Origin of the sequence: Pectobacterium sp. F1-1 (assembly GCF_025643735.1) — a bacterium.
GTDB lineage: Bacteria > Pseudomonadota > Gammaproteobacteria > Enterobacterales > Enterobacteriaceae > Pectobacterium > Pectobacterium colocasium.
The window spans coordinates 3158257-3179785 of record NZ_CP104733.1; the positions used below are offsets into that span (position 1 = coordinate 3158257).

Below are 21529 nucleotides of genomic sequence, written 5' to 3' on the forward strand. Positions count from 1 at the left end.
CGGACGATCTGGAGAACCGCTTCCCTTACCGTCGTCGCGGCCTGAAAACCCGGCTGCACGTCGACGGTTCCGTCGTCGATCAATAACGACAATTCGGCAGGTTGTGGCTATCACGCGTCGCGCCACAACCTGCCGCGTTTTTCTTAAGACGACGTAGAATTTGCCGCTTTCCGCCCTTCCCACTGCATGAGCAAACTCAGCGCCGCAGGCAGCGCAAGCAGTGTCAGCAGCGTCGCCACCATCAACCCGCCGATAATCGCGTACGCCATCGGCCCCCAAAACACCTGATGTGCAATCGGGATCATGCCAAGAATTGCCGCCAGCGCGGTCAAGACTATCGGCCGTGAACGATGCTGGGCGGCATTCACAATCGCCTCTGTCGCGGGCTGCCCGTTTTTCACGTTCAGATCGACTTCGCCAATCAGAATAACCGCATTACGAATAATCATGCCCGCCAACGCAATCGCCCCCAGCAGCGCCACAAACCCCATCGGTGTGCCGGTCGGCAACATGGCGGCAACAATACCGATCAGGCCAAACGGCGCGGTCAGAAATGCCAATACCATGCGAGAAATGCGCTGTAACTGAATCATCAATAGCACCAGCATGACCAACAGCGTCACTGGCAACACCGCATATACGGAACTATTGCCTTTATCAGACTCGGCCGCCACGCCACCTTCTGTGATGTGGTACCCTTCGGGTAACGTGGTACGATAGCGTTCAATCTCAGGCGCCAGTTTTTCAGATAGCGCAGGAGCCCGCACGCCCGATGCCACATCCATTTGTACCGTAATGAACGGCTCGCGCTGACGCCGCCAGATAATCGGATCGTCGACACCATACGCCACGGTAGCGATTTGCTCCAGCGGGACGGCGCGCCCATCCGCGATCGGTATTTGCAGATTAGCGATCGTCGCGACGTCTCTGCGTTCCTGCGGCGTGCCGCGCACGACCACATCCACCAGCCGATTACCATCGCGCACCGACGTCAGCGTAGAACCGGAAAATATCGCCGCCAACATGCTGGCTACATCCTGCGAACTGATGCCAACGGCGCGGGCTTCCGTCTGATTGAGCACCACGTTCACCGTGCGCTCCGGTTGGCCCGAGGTCAGATTCACCTCACGAACATCAGCCTGATTCCCCACCAGGCTAGCCAGACCTTGCGCAATATCACGGACGCGGTGAATATCCGGCCCGGCGACTCGATATTTAAGTGGCCAGCCCACTGGCGGCCCCAGCTCCAGTGCGGACACACGCGCCACAATATTGCTAAAATCGCGCTCAAGCACCTGATTCAACCGTGCGGCCAATGCGTCCCTCGCCTCCAGACTTTTTGCCACCACCACTAGTTGCGCAATATTTTCGTGGCTCAACAGCACATCCATCGGGAGATAAAAACGTACCGCGCCCGACCCAACATAGGTGGAAAAGTGGTCAACATCGGGATCGTCTTTCAGCATGGCTTCCAGCCGTTTCGCCTGCGTTTCCGTCGCTGCCTGTGAAGCGTTCGCCGGCAGCGTCAGACTGACCAGCAGTTCCGGTCTGTCCGAAGCGGGAAAAAATTCGCCTTGCAGCCGGGTAGCGCCAAACAAGGCGACCACCAGCAACAGCACTGCGATGAGTAACGTCATTCCCCGGTTTGCCAGCGCTTGTTGCAGCCACTGGCGATAAAGACGACCAACCCGCCCCAGTTCGTTATGCTGGTGACGAAACGTTTTTGGCAACAACCAGACGCCGAGCAAGGGTGAAAAGAGAATGGCCACGATCCAGGAACTCAGCAAGGAGATAAGCACGACGACAAAAAGTGAAAAGCAGTATTCGCCCGCGCTTGATGAGGCAAACCCCACCGGGATAAACCCGGCAATCATCACCAGCGTCCCCGTCAGCATGGGGAAGGCCGTGCTTTCATAGGCCCATGCCGCCGCCCGCTTGCGATCCCAGCCCTCTTCCAGTCGCGACACCATCGCCTCCACGGTAATCATGGCGTCATCAACCAACAACCCCAGCGAAATAATCAACGCCCCGAGCGAGATACGCTGTAAGCCAATACCGGTTATCTCCATACCAATAAAGGTCATCGCAAGCACAATCGGGATGGATGCAGCAACGACCAATCCGGCACGGCTGCCAAGAGAGACGAACGATACCGCCAGTACAATCGCAACAGCTTCCAGCAGCACTTTGATGAATCCGCCGACTGCCCCTTTCACCACTTCCGATTGATCGGCCACGCGCGTCATTTCAATCCCATGCGGAAGCTGCGTTGCAATCACGTTCATTTTATCGCGAATGGCCTGACCGAAATTGAGCATGTTGCCAGTCGGAGCCATGGAGATTGCCAGCCCAATCGCTTTCTCACCATTAACCCGAAACGTTGGCGACGGTGGTTCTGCCGTTTCACGGTGAATCGTAGCGATATCAACCAGCGGGACAAATTTCCCGCCGATGCGCAATGTAATCTGGCGCAAGCTTTGCTCGGAGGTGAACGCCCCGCTAACGCGCACGGCAATCTTCTCATCTTCAGTGCGAATAATACCCGCAGGTGTGACCGCATTCTGCGCTTTCAGTGAATCAATAACCTGCTGCGCATCAATCCCTAATCCGGCAAGACGTCGGGGAGAAAACGTCACCACGATCTGTTCTTCTTCCACGCCCAGCATGTCGACCTTGCCAACATCCGGCACGCTCAATAACGCAGCGCGAATATCCTCGACACGATCGCGCAGCTCTCGCGGCGAAAACCCTTCGGCGGTAAAGCCATAAATCGTACCAAACGTATCATCAAATTCGTCATTAACAGACGGCGGGCTGACGCCATCAGGGAGCGAACTGGCGATGTCCGTCATTTTCTTACGCACCGTATACCAGATATTCGGTACGGCAGATGGCGGCGTGTCATCACGCAGGTTAACGAAAACCACCGATTCCCCAGCTCGGGTGTAGCTCTCGACATAATCGAGATACGGCGTTTCCTGTAATTTTTTCTCCAGCTTATCAGTAACGAAATTGACCGTATCATTCACCGTGGCGCCCGGCCAGGCGGCAGACACCACTGCGGACTTAATGGTAAATGCCGGATCTTCGTTGCGAGGCAAACGTTGGTAGCTCATCACGCCTGCCGCCATAATCACCAGCATCATAAACGCGACCAGTTGCTGATGCGCCAGTGCCCAGGCGGACAGGTTAAAGCGGGCGCGAGTGGGTTGTTGTTCCTGTGACATCAGCGACGCTCCTCCTCATCCAGCCGAATTTTCTCATCTGGCCGTAATTTACTGACGCCAGCGGTCACCACGCGATCGCCTTGTTTCAGCCCCTCGGAGATGAAAATCGTCGTGTCGCTATAGCGCGCCACGGTAACCGGCCGCAAACGAACCGTCTGCGTTGCCGTGTCTACGACATAGACCGCAGGCTGCTCCCTCTGTCGCGTAAGCGCAGAGGCGGGCAGTTCAATGACGGCCGTGTCAGACTGCTGTATTGCACCCTTCACACTTGCTCCCAGTACCATCGCAGCGGGTGGCGAAGTTAACGTGACTCTCACTCTGAAAGTACGCGTAACGGGATCGGCCTGTGGGCTGATATCCCGCACTCGCCCTTCAGCCTGAACGCTCGGATCCGACAGCAATGAAACACGAATAACGCGCGAGGAAAGTGACTGATTAACCAGCCGTTCCGGTACATCAAACACCGCATCGCGCCCGTCGAGGGAGGCCAGTTTCACCACCTCTTGTCCGGCACTCACCACCTGGCCGGGGTTCGCGCTGACAGTAGTGATGACGCCGTCCTGTGTGGCCGTGAGTTGCGTATAGCCGAAGCGTTCCTGCGCGCCTTTCACCGTTGCCTGCGCACTTTCACGGCGGGAAACCGCCGCGTCCCAATTTGCCTGCGCTTCATCAAGCTGCACGCGTGCAATCGCTCCGCCCGGAGCCAGTGCCTTCATGCGGGAAAAATTGCTTTTCGCCAGCCGTTCCGCCGAAATTGCGCTGGCTAAATCCGCCTGTGCACTACGCAACTGGTTTTCACTGTCGCGTGCATCAAGCGTCGCAATAACATCGCCACGCTTTACCGACGCGCCCACATCCACCAGACGATTAAGGATGCGACCATCCAGTCGAAAACCTAACGCCGTTTCTTCATAAGGACGAACTTCCCCTGTCAACGTCACCGGTTCCCGACTCATCGCCGGCATGACCACCAACGTTTTTACCGGCCTGACGGACGGTGACACAGGCACATCATCAGCGCTGTCACAGCCGCTAAGTAACACGGCCGACAGCAGACAGAAAGCAAAACGGCTGACCATCATTACATCCTCTCACTTACCAGATAACATCAGAACGAATACAGAACGGCCAGCGTGGCGCCGGTATCATTACGCCGTTCAACAACTTGACTATCCGCAACCTTGTCAGTAAGCCAGGTTGAGGTCACCGCCACGTTAGTTGACCACACAGGGCTAAATTGATGCGTCCAGTTTGCCCCCAGCGCATAGCCGTAAACGCCTTTACCAGCATGATAAACTGCCAACCCGGAGCGGATACTCTGCTGCTGCGTCACGCCATAGTAGGTTTGGTTAAAGCGAGCATCCCCCATCAACACGTCCGCCGACAATGCCAGCACATCGTCTTGTGCCGCGGACTGCCATACCGTGCTCTTTGCCCCGACGCGGTAGTGATTTCCCCTTTTTGTCTCACTCAGCGCAAACTCGCCGCTCGCTTCCAGCGCTAGCCACGGCGCAAACTGATACCCCGCCGTTACGGTGGTGGTTACCGATCCTTTAACCTTGCCCATTCCTTTCAGTCGGTTTGAGCCTGCACGCCACTGGCTGTTTTTATCATCCCTTCCCATGTCGTAACCGATGGCGTGATCGAGATAAAAACCGGAAGGCGACTGGTATTGCCAGCCGATACCATGCGTAGAATCGAAATAAAGCGCGCCGCGCTGAATGGTCAGCACAGGCAGGGCCGTAGTCTGACGATCTTTACTCCCTCGGTAACGCGGCGCATTTTGAGCGGCAGCGCCCACGGTCACATCCGTGTGGTCGCCGAAAATCGAGGGCGATGATGTTTCCAATTCCGCAGCCAATGCGGTGCCAGATAGCACGATAGCGGGCAGGCTAGTAGATAAAATCATTCTTGTTATGTTCATACATCCCCTCTTTGACGCGATAATCTTTTACCATGGTGTTCCCTGGTGGGTGCAAGGTAATTGGTGTTAGCTTTTATGCACCGTGGCGGATTATGCTGATGCTTAGTCAAGAAACGTTTTGTGGTTTTTTAAGATTTCATCAAGAGGGTGCGATGGCAGAAAAACGGGTGTTAATTATTGAAGACGACATGGATGCCGCTAGCGTGCTCGAGGCTTATCTGCGGCGCGATGGCTATCAGGTTGCTATCGCGCCTGATGGACAAAAAGGTCTGCACATGGCGCTGACCAGTAAACCCGATTTGATTTTGCTGGACGTAATGCTACCGAAGATGAATGGTTCAGAGGTGCTATCCGCCCTGCGTCAGCGCAGTAATATTCCGGTGATTATGGTCACGGCTATCGGCGACGAGCCGGAAAGGATTGGCGCACTGCGCTACGGTGCGGATGATTATGTCGTCAAACCTTATAACCCACAGGAGGTGGTAGCACGGGTGCAGGCCGTACTGCGACGAACGGGCTATGCGGTCCGCGAAGAGGCGATCCTGACATTCGAAAATCTCTCGGTTGATCCCACCTCCGTGACGGCAAGCATCGCGCTATCGCCATCCGAATCTGTGGTTCTCGATCTGACTCCCACTGAATTTAATATTCTGGTGACGTTGCTCAAAGCGCCAAACCGCGCCTTTACGCGGAACGAATTACTGGAAGCCAGCCTGCCGGAAAGCGACGCGCTGGAACGAGTGGTGGACACGCACGTCCACAATCTCAGGAAAAAGCTCAACCAGCACAACATCATCAATGTGCTCGTTACCGTCCGCTCCGTCGGCTATCGATTCCGGTGAACCTGATGAAAAAATCGATCTTTCTGTCAGAAAACATGTCGCTGTGGCGCTGGCTGTGTTTCCGTATTATTTCACTGCTGCTCGCCACCATACTGATTATTGCGGCCCTCATGTGGCTGCGCTTCGCCATCAACAATGTCTACATCGAACAGCAAATGCCGGACGAGGTACGGACGGAGTTTCAACAGTTAAGCAAACAGGAAGATTACGGTAATCTTCGCTACCAGCAGATTATCAATCAGTATTATGGCCCGGATTTCTTCGTGCCTAAGATTGCCAACACCGACTGGCTGGTGCTCGCGATCATGATTCTGATCGCCTTACCTACCGTCGTCGTCGTGCTTCTGTGGCGGGCGCGGCCGCTGTCACAGCAATTTTCCAATATAGCCAGCGCCGCACGTGACGTCGCTCAGGGAAAATTTGATACTCGCACGCAGCTTGTCGAACAGGCGCCGATGGAGCTAGTCACGCTGGCAGACGATTTTAATAACATGACCGCGCAGTTGGAGCGCTACGAACGGGAACTGCGCGAATCCAGCGCGGCGCTGGCCCACGAACTGCGTACGCCGTTAAATGCGGCGATGGGCCGCGTTCAAGGCATGCTCGATGACGTTTTCCCGCGTGATAAAACCCAACTGACAATGGTCATCAAACAGCTTGAACAGCTCAATCATGTGATTCAGGATCTGCACTTCCTGTCGCTCGCCAGAGCCGGGCAGTTGCAACTGGTTCAGACCCCTTTCTACTTCGACGAACTCATTACCGAGCGACTGACCTGGTATCGACCTCAGCTAGAGCAGGCAGGATTTCAAACGCAGACGCATATTGAACAACACGACTTTTGCCTTGCCGACCGCGAACGGTTAGGACAGGTGTTCTCGATTTTGATCGAAAACGCATTAAGCTATGCCAGCGATGGCCGCTATCTGGCGATTGAGGTACGTGAAACAACGCTGCGTGAAAACGCGCCGTGCTGGCAGATTACCGTTTCCGATCGCGGGCCGGGGATTGAGCCTGAATCGCTGCCCCTGCTTTTTGACCGCTTCTGGCGTGCCGAACATTCGCGCGGACGGCACTCCGGCGGCAGCGGGCTGGGGCTATCCATCGCCTCCGCCATTATCACCGCACATGGTGGCACTATTTATGCAGAACGCGGCAAAAACGGCGGACTTATCATCATAATGACGCTGCCTCGTCGTACCTGAAAGAACAGTGCCTGACAGAACGGGGGATTATGCGTAATTGCTCATAATTAAAAAGCATAGCGAAATTATTGCTATGCCCTGCCGCAGGGGAAAACACCGAAAATAGCGGCAACGTTCACCAGCTCCGTGGCAAAAGAAATGGAGCAACCCCAGATGACGCGCCTTACCGCAAGGAAGACTATGCGCCAGAGTGATTTTTATCTCAATGAATCGTTATATTTATCTGGAATGAGATAAGACGAAAAGAACTAATTTCGCTATAAGTATTTCGCTACTCTGCATGAGCGAAATATATCGCCTCGATTAAAACTCAATCATCAAGGTAACTATAATGAAACGTTCACTTCACCAGGTAGTCATGGCGTTAACGCTGATTAGCGCCGCCTTCTTTAGTCAGGCTGCGGAAACGCAAACCTCAACCTGGCAGCACATCAAACAGACCGGTGAGTTACGCATCGGCGTGGCACAGGGTGAGCCGTGGTATTTTAAAAACCCGTCAACCGGAGAATGGGACGGCATTGGCTATAACATCGGCAAAGAACTGGCAAAAGACCTTGGGGTAAAATTGGTGACGGTGGAAACCACATGGGGCAACGCCATCGCCGCCTTACAAACCGGTCAGATCGATACCATGCTGGTGCTCGACCCAACGGAAGAGCGGAAAAAAGCGGTCGATTTTCCTGAACAACCTTTCTTTTGGTATGCACAAGGCGTGTTGATTCGCGATGGCATTACGGTGACCAACTGGGACGACCTCAATCGGGAAGATGTTAAAATCGGCGTCACGCTGGGTTCCAGCCCGGATCTGATTCTGACCAAACGTCTGCCAAAAGCGCAGTTGGTGCGTTTCCCGAATATGGATGAAGGCGTGGCGGCATTCTACGCGGGTCGGGTCGATGCGCTGTCCTATTTCCACCCTGCGCTGGCGCTGCAACAGGCTAAAGTCGGCAAAGGCAATTTGATTCTGCCGAAGCCGATTATCGAAGTCAGTACCAGCGGAGCAATCCGTAAAGAAGCTGATCAAACTTTCCATAACTTCCTGAATGACGAGTTTGCCAAGCTGTATCAATCCGGCAAGACGCAGCACTACTATGAGCAGGCGCTCAAATTGCGCGGCGTGGACGTCAGCAAAGTGCCATCGGTCATTAAAGAAGACTGGAAATAAGCTAAGTCGCTACCCGTCCTGAACGGATTCAGGACATCTGCATTAGCGGGGTCAGCAGCGCGGCGACATCCTGACATTGCTCAAGTTCGGATAACGCCGCCGTTGCCTCCGCAACCTTTGCTGGGGCAAATCGGGACGAGAGATTCTGCGCAAATTTCGCCATAATGCGGCTTTCCGCTAGCGGGTTTTCGGCGCAGCCCAGCGGAAACGCGATGCGTTCACCGCTCACTACCTTTCCTCGCGTGACAACATCAACCTGCAACACTGGCCGACGTGCCTGCGCCATAAGCTGGTCAAGTTCAGGAGAAACCTCAACCTGAACCTTATCGGCCAGCGCCAGAAGTTCTGGGTTGGTTAAGGCGTCGTCCGCACTCCAGCGATGGCGCGGAATACGATAAGCCAGACACGCCAGCGCAAACGGCAGGCTAAACTGCGCGTCCGTCGCATTTTGCGGTCGCGTATCCATAAAGTCCGCGGCCAGCCGCTGGCTTCCCTTGACGCGAATCAGGTCAATGTCCTGCGGTGATAGCGCCAGATCATGCTGTACGCGCTCGAAGGATTCCAGTGCGGTATGTATCCAGCGACAGGCCGGATACGCTTTGAAGCTGGCGTGCTGGATGGCCCACTCCTCTCCTAGTCCAGCCAACAATGCCGTTTCATCAAAGCGATCAGACCCCATCATGCGCCAAAATCCCTGCTCGCCGGACAGCACATCTCTTGGCCCGATAATCCCGCCGCGATGGAGTTCTACCCCACGCACGCCCGATTCTGCCGCCGGGGCATTGTAATCCTTGAAAGACACCAGCGGCCGCTGCTGCCAGTTGTATTTGTGCAGGCTGGGCAACGGCGTCAGCGACGCCGCCAGACCGATGGCGTTCTCTAGTCCTTCCGCATCACACCCCGTCAGTAATCCGTAGGCCACTGCCGCTCCAATGGATTCATGCTGGCACACGCCGTAAACCTGCTGAAAACGCGCCGGACTCGGCTGCTGAGACTGAATGATCCGGCCATTAATTTCATACGCCGCAGCCAGCGCACAAATCAGCGTTTCGCCGTCGATCGGACGCGTTCCTCCTGCCGCTAGCGCGGCGGCAACCAGTGTGGCACCGGGGTGCCCCATGCCGCGCCCGGCAACCTCATAACCATCATCGTAATCCAGCGCATTGATCGCAGCCGCATTCAAAAATGCCGCGCCGATGGCGGCTAGCGGCGCTCCGCCATCCACTATTGGGCTGTTACCCGCCGCATAGTGCAGGCGGGTGACGCGTGCACAATCCCGTACCACCTGACTGTTTGCGCCTGCAATGCCGCAGCCCAGGCTGTCGATAAAATGCAGCACAATTTTTCGTCTTAATGCGGCGGGAATGTCCTGAATCGTCAACCGATGCGCAAAGGTCGCCAGACGCAGCGTCAGCGGTAATACGGCAGAGTGAGTCATCGAAAAATCATCATTGTTTATACATAAAAGGAATATTAGCACCACGTTTTATTATTTATTTATCATTTTTTCGACCTGCTAAGATGCATAGGTTCTAACAAAATAAGAAACGTATTTCCTAATTCACCCTAAATAATTCGAGTTTCAGGACAAAACGTTAGCGTTTTGAACAACGCAAGGCGTTGGCCCACAGGGCGAGGCCCACGACGGGACGAGTATTTGAACGTAGCCAACGCACATGCAACTTGAAGTATGACGGGTATACGCACTTTTCAGGGGCGCTATATCTATGTCTTATCAGTGGGATTTTTCCGCCATCTGGCCTTACCATCAGCTACTGCTGGAAGGACTGTGGGGAACGATAAAGATCGGTGCCACCAGCATCCTGATCGGAATGGTGGCAGGCATGGTGCTCGCCGCGATGAAAATGTCACCGCGACGACTGTTGCGTCTACCTGCTGGGATATTGATTGGCTTTTACCGTAATACACCCGCGCTGGTGCATTTTTTCTGGATTTACTATGCCCTGCCCGTCATTACGCCGTTAACCTTTTCGCCTTTTACCGCCGCCGTGATCGCGTTGTCCGCACAGTCCGGTGCCTTCTATGCCGAAGTTTACCGTGGCGCGATCTCCTCTATTCACACGGGACAATGGGAAGGGGCTAAAGCGCTGGGCATGCCGAAATCAACGGCGCTACGTCGGGTTATTCTTCCGCAGGCATTACGCCGGATGATCCCGCCCTTTATTGAGCGCTCGTTTGAACTCATCAAATCCACGTCGCTGGCGTCATCTCTGGCCTACAGCGAGCTGCTTTATCAGGCCATGCAGATCAACAGCCAAACCTACCGACCATTGGAAGTCTACAGTCTGGTGGCGGTGATGTATTTCACCCTGCTGCTGCTGATTAGTCTGTTGAGTCAACATATTGAGAAACGGCTGTCGCTGGCAGACCGTCGGCTCACGTAAGGAACATCATGCACTATCAATGGGATTTCTCGCTGGTCTGGCAAAACCTTCCCGTGTTGCTAAAAGGCCTTGGCGTCACGCTCGAACTCTGGCTGCTCGCGGGGGTACTGGGCACCGTACTGGGGCTGGTTCTCGGTCTGTTTCGCGTATTTGGCAAACGCTGGCTGTCGCTCCCTGCCAGGCTCTTTGTCGAAATCTTTCGCAACACGCCGGTGCTGATTCAGTTGATCTGGTTTTATTACGCCTTCCCGGTTTTGGTCGGTGTGCAGTTCAGCACTTTTGCCGCCGCCGCACTGGCTCTGACGCTCTATAGCGCCGCCTACTGTACGGAGATTTTCCGCGCGGGGCTGCAATCCATCGACCACGGGCAGTGGGAAGGGGCGAAAGCGCTGGGCATGCGGCAGGCGGTGATCCTGCGGCGCGTGGTGCTGCCGCAAGTGTTACGCAACATGCTGCCCGCCCTCACCAACCGAATGATCGAGCTGGCTAAGGTCACCTCACTGGCCTCCATACTGGCCGTCAACGAACTGATGTACCAAGGACGACTGCTGAGCAGCACCTATTATCGTCCGCTAGAAATTCTGACCGTGGTGGCGCTGCTGTATTTCGTTTTGATCTGGCCGGGGAGTTACCTCGCCGCACGGCTTGAGCGTCGTTTCCGTTCCACCCCCTAGTCTGACAGCACCACAGGATTGCTATGAGTGAAGATAACGTTCTGCGTGAAGATATAGACCTGAATGAGGATGTCGTCCTGAGCATTCGCGGCCTCCAGAAGCGCTTCGGTGCCGTTGAGGTATTGAAAGGTATCGATCTGGATGTACGACGCGGCGAAAAAATTGCCATCATCGGCGGCAGCGGGTCGGGAAAAAGCACCCTGCTGCGCTGTCTGAATTTCATGGAGATTCCCAGCGCGGGCACCATCGAACTGGATGGCGTCGTGTTGGGAAAAACCAACGCGCAAGGCCAGCGCGACTACCCGGAAAAGCAGCTGTGCGCCGTGCGTGAACGCGTCGGCATGGTGTTTCAGCAATTCAACCTGTTTCCCCATCTGACCGTGCTGGAGAATGTGCGTGAAGCGCTGGTGTCGGTGAAAAAAATGCCGCGCCATGATGCGAATGCCATCGCCAAAGCCCAGTTGGAAAAGGTTGGATTGAGCAACAAGCAAGACGCACGCCCCGCCAACCTGTCTGGCGGCCAGCAGCAGCGCGTGGCAATTGCCCGTGCGCTGGCCATGTCGCCGGAAATCATGCTGTTTGATGAGCCGACCTCATCACTGGACCCGGAACTGGTGGGGGAAGTGCTGCACACCATCCGCGACTTAGCGGACGAAGGACGCACATTGCTGCTGGTCACTCATGAACTGGGATTCGCCTACCACTTCGCCGACCGCGTCATCTTTATCGAGAATGGCGTGATCCATGAAATGGGCAGCGCCGAACAGGTGCTGAAAAACCCACAGCAACCGCGAACCCAGGCTTTTCTTGCCCGGTTTGCCGAGCGAGCCTTTTAATTCATCATTCACATTCAGGAACAGCAAAATGCAACCCACGTTATCCAGCCAAAGCAGTCAGGCCTACTTGCAGGATCCGCGTAATAACGACGTACAGGTGTATGTGAATGGGGAATTTGTTCATCGCGATAACGCGGTAGTGTCGATCTTTGATTCCGGCTATGTGTGCGGCGACGGCGTATGGGAAGGATTACGTCTGGTTAACGGCCGCCTGATCGCGCTGGATGCCCATCTGGATCGCCTGTTCGACGGTGCCGCCGCAATCCAACTGGATATCGGCCACAGTCGGGAGGCGCTGATCGATATTCTCTACAAAACGCTCGCCGTCAACGGCATGACCGATGGCGTACATATTCGCCTGATGATTACCCGTGGGAAAAAACATACCCCGAATCAGGATCCCCGCTTTATTATCGGCGGCGCGACTATCGTGTGCGTGGCGGAGTATAAGGTCGTCGATACGGCAGCGAAAAAGCGCGGGCTGACGCTCTTTACCTCCACCTATCGCACCAGCACACCAGACGTCTTCGATCTGCGGCTGAATTCACACAGCCGGCTTAATCTTATTCAGGCGCTGTTACAGGCCTTACAGGCCGGTGCCGACGAAGCGCTGATGCTGGACCCGAACGGTTTTGTCGCCAGCTGTAACTCCACCAATTTTTTTATCGTCCGCCGCGGTGAACTGTGGACGTCGTCGGGCCGTTATTGCTTCAACGGGATTACTCGCCAGACCCTTATCAACCTCGCGCAGGCTAATGGACTCAAGGTCAGGACTCAGGATTTTACGCTGGCAGAAGCCCTCACCGCCGATGAGGCTTTCGTCACCGGCACGCTGGCAGGCATCACCCCGGTAAAAGCGCTGGATGGCCGCCCATTTAACGCCGAACACCGTCCGGTTACCGAACAGCTCAGCCGCTGGTATGAGGCGTACTTACACGCACGCTAATAAAGATGCATCGTCGAGATAACGACGACGATGCAAGAGATATCCTGAAAGTCTGTGCTGCGTCGGGAATGCATTAGCTCAGACTTGCACTGGCTGTGTTTTGTGTTAGAACACGATTATTGGATAGTCGGTAATGAGCGAAGAGCGGACATCAAATTTGTAAAGGTATGGTTTGGAAGTGTTTTGACCAAAAATGGTAACTCGATAAAATTTTCTAGGAAGTTATTTTTAGAATTGACCAACCGTGTACCATACCTGTGTACCATACCTTAGCATTTTCTGATTTGATATTGGGTTTGATGGAATGGACTTGAGAGGCTCATATGAGCAATCTAACTGATTTGGCTAAACTTGTTTGCGGCAGTCGGTAAGTGTCAAGATAGTTGGCCCCCCCTCTTCCACCAGATACAGGTAAAACCAGCGCCCCTTTATGGTTGACGGAACCCATGTAATGTCCCATGTCCACACCTCATTCGGCCTGATCCTACCCACGTAATGTGGACACAGCCCTAAGCGAGGTTCTGGTTTTCAAACTGTTCCGGGCTGAGACCGTCGCATGCACTGTGGCGACGCCAGCGATTGTAATCGCACTCGATATAATTAAACACCGCCATTCGCATTATTTCCCGGCTGGCAAAGCACTCACCGTGGATACATTCCACTTTCAGTGAGTGGAAAAACTTTCAGCACAGGCATTATCGTAACAACATCCCTTTGCGCTCATGCTGCCTCGCAGATTATGGCTTTTCAGCATGGCCTGATAATCTGCTGAACAATACTGACTGCCACGGTCTGTGTGAACAATCACGTTCTGAGGCCGTTTTCGTCGCCACAGTGCCATGTGCAGGGCATTACAGGCCAACTCCGCCGTCATTCTCGATGACATCGACCAGCCGACAACGGCACGCGACCACAGGTCAATGACCACCGCCAGATACAGCCAGCCTTCATCCGTACGTAAGTACGTGATATCGCCTGCCCATTTTTGATTCGGGCCGCTGGCGATAAAGTCTTGCTTCAGCAGATTTTCAGACACGGGCAGGCCGTGCTCCCGGTAGCTGACCGGACTGAACTTTCGCGCGGCTTTTGCCCGCAGCCCCTGACGGCGCAGACTGGCAGCAATCGTTTTCACGTTATAGTCCGGTAGCTCATCAGCCAGTCGTGGGGCTCCGTACCACTGTCTGGCATGATTGAATGCCTTGCTGACGCGGCAGCATCGCAGACAAGTCGGAACCGCTGACGCGAGTTGACCTGATGACGGCGAGACCGCCAGACATACCAACCGCTGCGCGCGACTCTGAGCACCCGACACATGGCTTTGACGCTAAACTCAGCCCGATGCTTTTCGATAAAGACATACTTCATTTCAGGCGCTTCGCGAAGTATGTCGCGGCCTTTTGGAGAATGGCCAGCTCCTCGTCCCGCTCCGCCAGTTGGCGCTTGAGGCGGGCAATCTCTGCTGCCTGTGCACTTTCTCGCTCAGAGGACGTTGTCTGGCTCTGCTGCTTGCTACGCCAGTTATAAAGCTGGGATTCGTACAGACTGAGTTCACGAGCAGCGGCAGCCACACCGATACGCTCTGCAAGCTTCAGGGCTTCGTTGCGAAATTCAGGCGTATGTTGCTTACGTGGTTTTTTACTGGTTGATACGGCTTTTGTCATGTGAGCTACCTCTGGTAGAGAGTTTACTCACTTAGTCGCGTGTCCACTATTGGCGGGTAAGATCACTTGCGTTGTGGGAATACTTACAGGCGACGGTTTATGTCACGGTCATTTTTGCGATACGGGTTGGCATTTTGGTGCTATCGATACCGCTTTTTATCATGGTTGCTGTGACAGGGATCGTTGATGGTTTGGTTCGTCGGGATTTACGGCGCTACGGTGCTGGCTACGAATCCAGTTTTATCTATCATCATGCGAAGCGGTTTGTGAAGCCTGCTATGTATGGCCCCTGCATGCTGTATTTGTCCTGGCCAACTGCCGTGTGGCCGAATCTGTTGCTCTTACCCGCTGCGGTGTTGTTGGGCGTAATACTATCTGTAGTCACCGGAGCATTTAAGAAGTATCTATAAATAACATGTGGTAATTATTTTTATTTTAATTATTTTATTTAAACGGAAGTTTATATAGTGATAACTATATAACTTGTAACTATATGATATGGAATCAATGAGATATTTGTGTTTTTTACTTTTCATAAGCTAAGTAATGTTTTTTTACAAAATAAGTTATGCTTTTTAACATTGCATGCTGAAAATTAATCCGTATTATCACGTTTTCAATTCATCCATTTTAATGGAATCTATGGTTGCAGTTATCTGGCGATTGTAGGAAATACATGGAGAGTTTCATGAACGATTTACTACGTTTCACTTCTCGTATAAATATTTCTTCTCCCCCTATTTCAGATATAAGTTACCTTTTCAAATTACATTATGCTCATATATGTTCAATTCCATTTGAAAATATGAGTATGAAAGAAAATGCATCAAAGGGAAACAGCTATTTAACTATATCCGAAGCCATCTTAGGGAATAGGAGAGGAGGGATTTGTTTCGAATTTTCTGTTTTACTTAGACCTTTTCTAGAACATGTTGGATTTATATATAGATACCGATTGGCTAGATTGTTAACACCGATGTTGACCCCTGCAACCCACCAGATATTCATTATTTCAATAGAGGAGAAGGATTGGATATTTGACGTTGGTTATGGGGCTAAAGGCCCACGCGCGCCTTTACTTTTAGTTGATGGATATGAGCACCAACACTCTTTCCTTTCTTCCCGCGTAAGTAAATGCCGCAAGCATGGATGGACCGTTTCAGTGAAAGAAAATAGTAAACCGGATGCATCGTGGGAAGCTATTTATGCTTTTCATGATATTGAAACAACTATTGAAGATGTCGAGATGGCGTATTTCTATACTCTGTATTCATCAAAAAGTCTCCTCAACACGAATAATGTGGCAAGTATGCCAACGAAAAATGGGCGGATAAGTATACGTAACAACATTTTCACTGAGGTCGACGGGTTGTCTTCTTCTTCAAAAGAAATAGCAAACCGAGAAGAACTATCATTACTTCTTTCATCTCGATTTGGGATCAATATCGAATCCGAAAAATTACCCCATATGTGAGGAATGAATGGAAACTACTTATCTGGTTGTCCCTGGCTACACTAACTCTGGTCCTGAGCATTGGCAGTCTTACATGGAAAGGAAGTATACGAATGTTATCCGTGTCATACAGGATGATTGGAATAATCCTTGTCGCCAAACATGGGTCGAGCGTCTGGATCAGACCATAAAGAATACTACAGGTGACATCGTGCTAATCGGGCATAGTTGCGGCGCTGTTAGTGTAGCCCAATGGGTGGAATCTTACGATAGTGAGAAGGTCGTGTATGCAATTATGGTTGCGCTTGCTGACGTTGACGCTCAGGATGCTCTGGAGGATATTCGTCAGCAAAGGCCGTTACCTACCAAGAATCTTTCTATAACTTCTCTTTTGATTTGTAGCGATAACGATGAGCATCTTTCATTGCAACGAGCCCATGAGTTGGCCTCCGCATGGGGAAGTGAAATAAAAGTAATTCCTGGTGCTGGACATATTCATACAGCCGCAGGATACGGCGAATGGTTGACTGGGGAAAAACTAATTGAGGAATTTACAGGTAGGAAATTAATCAGCAAGGGAGAAAAAGAATAAAAATGTTAAAAGAAATAGAGAAATTTAGTCCTGCGGTTAGGAATTTCCTGATTGCGACTTTTTTAATGGGGTTGAGTAATGGCATGTTCGATGCTGTTTATAATTTCTATCTGGAAATTCGTGGGATTGATAAATCAGATACAGGACATATTTACGCCATTGCAATGATAATGATGGCCGCAGCAGTAGTGCCTTTGATTTATCTGAGTAAGAAAGTTTCTCAGAAAACACTTCTTATCTACTCTTCTTTCATTTATGCATTTCCTTTCATTTTACTCCCTTTCTTGACAACAATAACTGCGAGTGCATTGGCGTTGGGAGTGATCTTATCTGGCATGATTGCGTTGCTATCGCTCGGAAACTCATTGGTAGGATCAAATGTTGAATCTAGTAGCCGTACTGCGCTATTTAGCTGCTTCTTCATTTCTTATCTGGGAGCGGCCATGGTAGGATCGGTTATAGTTAGCCTAATAACTTATTATTCTCGTGTGGATAACCTAGTAAACTATCAATTTATTCTATTGGCATCTTTTTTTTCTGCCATATTGATGATTTATTTCCGTTTGAGATCTTTAGATGGAATTGTTGAGCCAGACAAAGAGGGAGTAAAAATTTCAGGGGGACGGGAAACAGAATGGTTCAATTTTTTTGTGCTTTTTGTTGCATCTTCCTTTCTTGGTGGTTCTATTACCTTGATATTTCGATTCATTAATATTGTATTCAATCTTGCGTATTCAATGAATGTCAGTGAAATCTCTCTTATAATGGGGGGGGACAAAATCATTAGTGTTGTTGGGGCAATTTTTGCGCCTTTGTTGGTTAAACGGTTTTCCCTTAAACCGACTGTCATTATCTCTGGAGTGCTAACATTCATATGCATCTATGCTCAGTCTCTCCATGTGTCAGTTGCGATTTTTATCGCTCTGTATTTCATCAGACTTTTACTTAATTATTGTCTGATGCCACTTCTTGATACGCTTGCTATTACGGGGTTCGCGAAAGAGAGAACACTATTATCGACAAGTATACGCCAACTTTCTTTCTATCTCGGGAGTGCTTTATCTGCCATCATTTATGGAAAATTTCTTGATAGTGGTCATTGGGAAAATGCCCTTGTAATTTCAGCTGTGCTTGCACTCACTGGTTCCATTTTTATGACCATGATTCGAGTTAAAAATAGCAATTAATAGTTACATGAACTGAGGCATAATTTATGAATACTAATGTAGTGATCCCTGATAGTGAGAACGTTGCGATAATGTTGAAAAAACTTTCCTTATTATGGAGAAATAGGGCAGCGGTCAATAACAAACATTCAGAATATTCAGACCTTGAGTTTGATGTATTAAAAAAAGACTTTAGTGAGTCACTTCTACCATTTCGTTTGCATGATGCATGGAAGGAGGCACCTGATGAGCTAAAAAATAGATGCCTCTCGTATGCATGGGGTATCTATAACCTGAAGACAATATACATTGAATGCGACATCGTAACGCCAGCATGTGAGGATATAATCAAGTCACCCCCTGTGAACGCTCCTAACCGGGCAGAGTTACAAGATGTTATGTCTGAAGCCCTTTTGGATGAAGCGCTTCACACACGTATGTCAATTATGGCCTGCAACTATATCTATGATAGGAGACGTATTGCTCCATTAAACCACACAAGTTTCAATCTGATTAGCTGGCGTCAGCAACTCTTGGCGGGTTGTAGTGCTGAGTGGCAGAGGCGGCTTAGCCGATTTGCCATTGCTTGTGCAAGTGAAACGTTGATAACTGACTATCTTAAAGTCATGGCGGAAGATGCCAGTATTCAAAAGATCTGTCACGAAGTAACGAGAATTCATGCAGAAGATGAATGGAGTCATGCTAGCGTATTTAGCTATGTTGCTTATGATATTGTGAGAGACCTCAGCCGTAGTGAAAGGAAATATCTGCGGGAGACCATGTTGAAAACTGCTGACTTATTTGCAGATAACGAACTTGGTGCATGGGAGAATGTGTTCAATATGGTTGAATTCCCGTATGCCAGAGAAATTATTGCTGAAACAGACAGTTGCAATGAGATAAAAATCTATCTTGACTCGGCAGAAACCGTCATATCTAGAATTGGCTTGTAATATTATTTATGGACAATCTCTGATGAAGCTTATTTGTTCCGAATCCTATTTACTTACAACTAATACTAGACTGTTTCGTCTTAACCTTGTCGAGAACACTTCCGTAATTGATGCTGATCTAAGTCCTGGTAAATATTTAGTTTTCAAATTTTCGGATGTAGATAATTCATCCCAATATCGATGCTATACACTAGTCTCAGTTAGTGATGAACAATGCTACGATATTATAGTCGAGAATAAAGGGACTGCCAGTGTTTCATCTAGGATAACGGAACTCTGTTTGATTGGAAAGGAAATGGAAGTTGTCGGTGTTGGTGGGAACATCACTTTTGATACCATTAAAAATAGTAATCACCTGCTAATGATTGCGGGGGGGATAGGCATCACACTTCCACTATCACTGATTAGAGAATATTATAGATATTATGGAGAGGAAAACACTGGACATACGGTAACACTCGTATTGAGTTTTAACGAACTAGTCGCTATTCCGTACTTAAATGAGCTTATTGATCTATACAGGCGTTGTAGTTGGTTCAACTTGCATATTCATGTCACACGCAGTCCGTTATACAGAGTTGATGAAATCATTCGTTATGGAAGAATAGATCTACGGAAAATTAATTTTTCCTATGAACCCGATAAAGTTGTTATTTGCGGGAGTATTCAATTTGCTGCTGCCATAGGAGAATCAGTACGGTTGATTTTTCCTATGGCAAAGGTCGAAACAGAATCATTTACTTCCTCAACGGCCTTAGAATTAGGAGAGGAAAAAACGGAAGAACAATCATATATGGTTATATCCGGTAGAGATCTGTTCCGACAGGTGAGCGTAAACAGAAAAAAGACTGTACTGGAGAACCTGATTTTACATCAGGTTCCTATTAGAAGTATGTGTCGATCGGGGATATGTGGAAGTTGTAAATTCCGGCTGAATAGTGGAGAGGTTAAAAGCGAACCTGATTTTTGTCTTTCCGTAACAGAACGAGATAACGGTATTCGTCTTGCATGCTGTTCTTATCCATCGAGCGATATCGCTAGTATAGAAATCATTTGAAAAATATTTTTAAATAAGGATGTATCAGTGAAGAGTAAATATGTTCTGGTAGTTGACCCTTTTTCAAGTGGCGCAGTGTTCGCGAATAGAATTAAAGCACTCTATGGATATGAGACTATTGCTCTGATAACAAATAGTCATCTTCCCGAAGCTGTTATGGCAACCTTCAAGAAGGAAGACTATGCACAGGTTTTTTATTATAAATCACTGAATGTCACTGTGGCTGAAATCGAGAGTTATTTAACACAAGCGCCTGACTTTATCATCTGTGGTTCTGAACCCGGAGTCTCTGTATTTGATTTACTGTGTGATAAATGGGATCGTATGCCTAATATATTGTCACTTTCGGCAGCGCGCCGCGATAAATATCTGATGCAGAAACAGCTCAAATTGGAAGGTATCAGATATATTCCGCATTTTAAATCGGGGGATTTTAACTGCATATTACAGTGGTGCAGTGATAATCCTTTCACTGAGTATGTGGTTAAACCTATTCGCTCATTCGGAACAGAAGGTGTTTTCTTTTGTAAAAGCGTTGATGAAATAAAAAAGGCTTATGATAGCTTAATCGGTACTTTAGACTACTCCGGTAACCGCAATAGTGAACTGCTCATAGAACAGAAAATCGAAGGGATCGAGTATGTTGTTGACGCAGTAAGCAATGAGGGTAAGCATTTCATCGTAAATATATTCAGATATATAAAAGAACAGGTAGATGGAGTGCCTATTTACCGACAGATGATTACTGAATCTGTAACTGAACATTCGGCTCTCGTTAACTATGTCAAACAGGTCCTGACCTCACTCGGGATCGTTAACGGCAGCTCCCACAATGAAGTCATAATGTCCTCAGATGGCCCCGTATTGGTTGAGTCAGGAGCAAGAATGCATGGTGGGCTTGGGCCCCGTCTCGTGAATGAATGTAATTCACATTCCCTTGTTGACCTTGGTTTGATGGCTCGCATTTCTTCTTCAGATTTTAGAAGGCAAACCATGAATGCTCCGACATTGAAGAAATATGCCGTTGAATATTTTCTCAGTTCGCCCTCTTCAGGAATGGTAAAAGATGTGTGCATAGAGGATATGTGTTCACCATTATCAAGCTACGGATTTACAGTATGTAAAGTTAAGTCTGGCGATCATATAGAGAAAACTACCGATCTTGTCACATCGTATGGCCGTGTTGTGCTGTTCAGTACGGATTTGGCAATTCTTGAACGAGACGCAGCGGCTATAGTTGAAATGGAGAGAAATAGTAGATTAATCATACTCGAAAGCTAAACATCGGTTATCTGGCTATTTTATCGCCATATATCAAGTGAATAAGGAGGAAATATTCCTCCTTATTCTAACAAATGGTGTAGTCGCACACTAAATTTTCACCATCCCATAAACAGTTTCCTGCTGTGCTTATCCCCCTGTT

Annotated in this window: 17 protein-coding genes and 2 pseudogenes; 14 read left to right on the top strand and 5 right to left on the bottom strand. The window is 50.0% G+C overall.

The genetic code is table 11. The annotated features are described in order from the left end of the window. Positions 1–143: 143 nt before the first annotated feature. From NAL19_RS14075 to NAL19_RS14085, 3 genes are read right to left on the bottom strand one after another with little or no spacing between them, the layout of a single operon-like run. Positions 144–3227, bottom strand: coding sequence for an efflux RND transporter permease subunit (locus NAL19_RS14075; RefSeq protein WP_263057671.1), 3084 nt, complete (start codon positions 3225–3227; stop codon positions 144–146). Then, the gene (locus NAL19_RS14080; protein ID WP_225085181.1) at positions 3227–4309 is read right to left on the bottom strand and encodes an efflux RND transporter periplasmic adaptor subunit; all 1083 of its coding nucleotides are present in this window, start codon (positions 4307–4309) and stop codon (positions 3227–3229) included. The genes NAL19_RS14075 and NAL19_RS14080 overlap by 1 nt, the downstream gene beginning before the upstream one ends. Before the next feature lie 26 nt (positions 4310–4335). Beyond that, entirely contained in the window at positions 4336–5136 is an 801-nt protein-coding gene (locus NAL19_RS14085; protein WP_263057672.1) for a MipA/OmpV family protein, read from the bottom strand. Positions 5137–5303: 167 nt separating this feature from the next. Between NAL19_RS14085 and NAL19_RS14090 the strand changes: the two genes are divergently transcribed. The 3 genes from NAL19_RS14090 to NAL19_RS14100 all read left to right on the top strand — a co-directional run bounded on the left by NAL19_RS14090 (position 5304) and on the right by NAL19_RS14100 (position 8363). Next, positions 5304–5993 (top strand): response regulator transcription factor, encoded by a 690-nt coding sequence (locus NAL19_RS14090; protein ID WP_225085183.1) that lies wholly within the window; start codon positions 5304–5306, stop codon positions 5991–5993. Positions 5994–5998: 5 nt separating this feature from the next. Then, on the top strand, positions 5999–7198 hold the full coding sequence (locus tag NAL19_RS14095) for a sensor histidine kinase (RefSeq protein ID WP_263057673.1): 1200 nt from the start codon (positions 5999–6001) through the stop codon (positions 7196–7198). 331 nt (positions 7199–7529) lie between these two features. Further along, a complete protein-coding gene (locus tag NAL19_RS14100; RefSeq protein WP_225085185.1) occupies positions 7530–8363 on the top strand; it encodes a transporter substrate-binding domain-containing protein in 834 nt (277 codons plus the stop codon). 28 nt (positions 8364–8391) lie between these two features. Here NAL19_RS14100 and NAL19_RS14105 read toward each other — a convergent pair whose 3' ends face one another. Then, positions 8392–9801: an MmgE/PrpD family protein gene (locus NAL19_RS14105; RefSeq protein WP_263057674.1), complete on the bottom strand. Its 1410-nt coding sequence runs from the start codon at positions 9799–9801 to the stop codon at positions 8392–8394. Positions 9802–10090: 289 nt separating this feature from the next. On the opposite strand from NAL19_RS14105, the gene NAL19_RS14110 reads away from it, so the two are divergent. Genes NAL19_RS14110 through NAL19_RS14125 form a run of 4 tightly spaced genes read left to right on the top strand, consistent with a single transcriptional unit; the run spans position 10091 to position 13224 of the window. After that, entirely contained in the window at positions 10091–10768 is a 678-nt protein-coding gene (locus NAL19_RS14110) for an amino acid ABC transporter permease (protein WP_225085187.1), read from the top strand. Positions 10769–10776: 8 nt separating this feature from the next. Next, a complete protein-coding gene (locus NAL19_RS14115; RefSeq protein ID WP_263057675.1) occupies positions 10777–11442 on the top strand; it encodes an amino acid ABC transporter permease in 666 nt (221 codons plus the stop codon). A 23-nt stretch (positions 11443–11465) separates the two neighbouring features. Next, the gene (locus NAL19_RS14120) at positions 11466–12278 is read left to right on the top strand and encodes an amino acid ABC transporter ATP-binding protein (RefSeq protein ID WP_225085189.1); all 813 of its coding nucleotides are present in this window, start codon (positions 11466–11468) and stop codon (positions 12276–12278) included. Between the two features lie 28 nt (positions 12279–12306). Next, entirely contained in the window at positions 12307–13224 is a 918-nt protein-coding gene (locus tag NAL19_RS14125) for an aminotransferase class IV (RefSeq protein ID WP_263057676.1), read from the top strand. Positions 13225–13733: 509 nt separating this feature from the next. On the opposite strand, the pseudogene NAL19_RS14130 reads toward NAL19_RS14125, so the two are convergent. Next, a pseudogene (locus NAL19_RS14130) lies at positions 13734–14885 on the bottom strand (IS3 family transposase). Positions 14886–14953: 68 nt separating this feature from the next. On the opposite strand from NAL19_RS14130, the pseudogene NAL19_RS14135 reads away from it, so the two are divergent. From NAL19_RS14135 to NAL19_RS14165, 7 genes and pseudogenes are all read left to right on the top strand, one after another. Continuing rightward, positions 14954–15295: pseudogene (locus tag NAL19_RS14135) on the top strand (TIGR03747 family integrating conjugative element membrane protein); the annotation flags it as partial. Between the two features lie 278 nt (positions 15296–15573). Beyond that, complete coding sequence (locus NAL19_RS14140; protein WP_225085191.1) at positions 15574–16359, top strand: arylamine N-acetyltransferase family protein; 786 nt, start codon at positions 15574–15576, stop codon at positions 16357–16359. 7 nt (positions 16360–16366) lie between these two features. Further along, positions 16367–16930, top strand: a complete 564-nt coding sequence (locus NAL19_RS14145) for an RBBP9/YdeN family alpha/beta hydrolase (protein ID WP_225085192.1) — start codon at positions 16367–16369, stop codon at positions 16928–16930. 2 nt (positions 16931–16932) lie between these two features. Beyond that, on the top strand, positions 16933–18117 hold the full coding sequence (locus NAL19_RS14150; RefSeq protein ID WP_225085193.1) for an MFS transporter: 1185 nt from the start codon (positions 16933–16935) through the stop codon (positions 18115–18117). Between the two features lie 26 nt (positions 18118–18143). Next, a complete protein-coding gene (locus tag NAL19_RS14155; protein WP_263057677.1) occupies positions 18144–19049 on the top strand; it encodes a diiron oxygenase in 906 nt (301 codons plus the stop codon). A gap of 22 nt (positions 19050–19071) precedes the next feature. Next, positions 19072–20106 carry a 2Fe-2S iron-sulfur cluster-binding protein gene (locus NAL19_RS14160; protein ID WP_411561398.1) on the top strand — a complete coding sequence of 345 codons (1035 nt, stop codon included), beginning with the start codon at positions 19072–19074 and terminating at the stop codon, positions 20104–20106. Positions 20107–20133: 27 nt separating this feature from the next. Then, positions 20134–21387, top strand: a complete 1254-nt coding sequence (locus NAL19_RS14165) for an ATP-grasp domain-containing protein (RefSeq protein ID WP_225085196.1) — start codon at positions 20134–20136, stop codon at positions 21385–21387. Positions 21388–21529 lie beyond the last annotated feature (142 nt).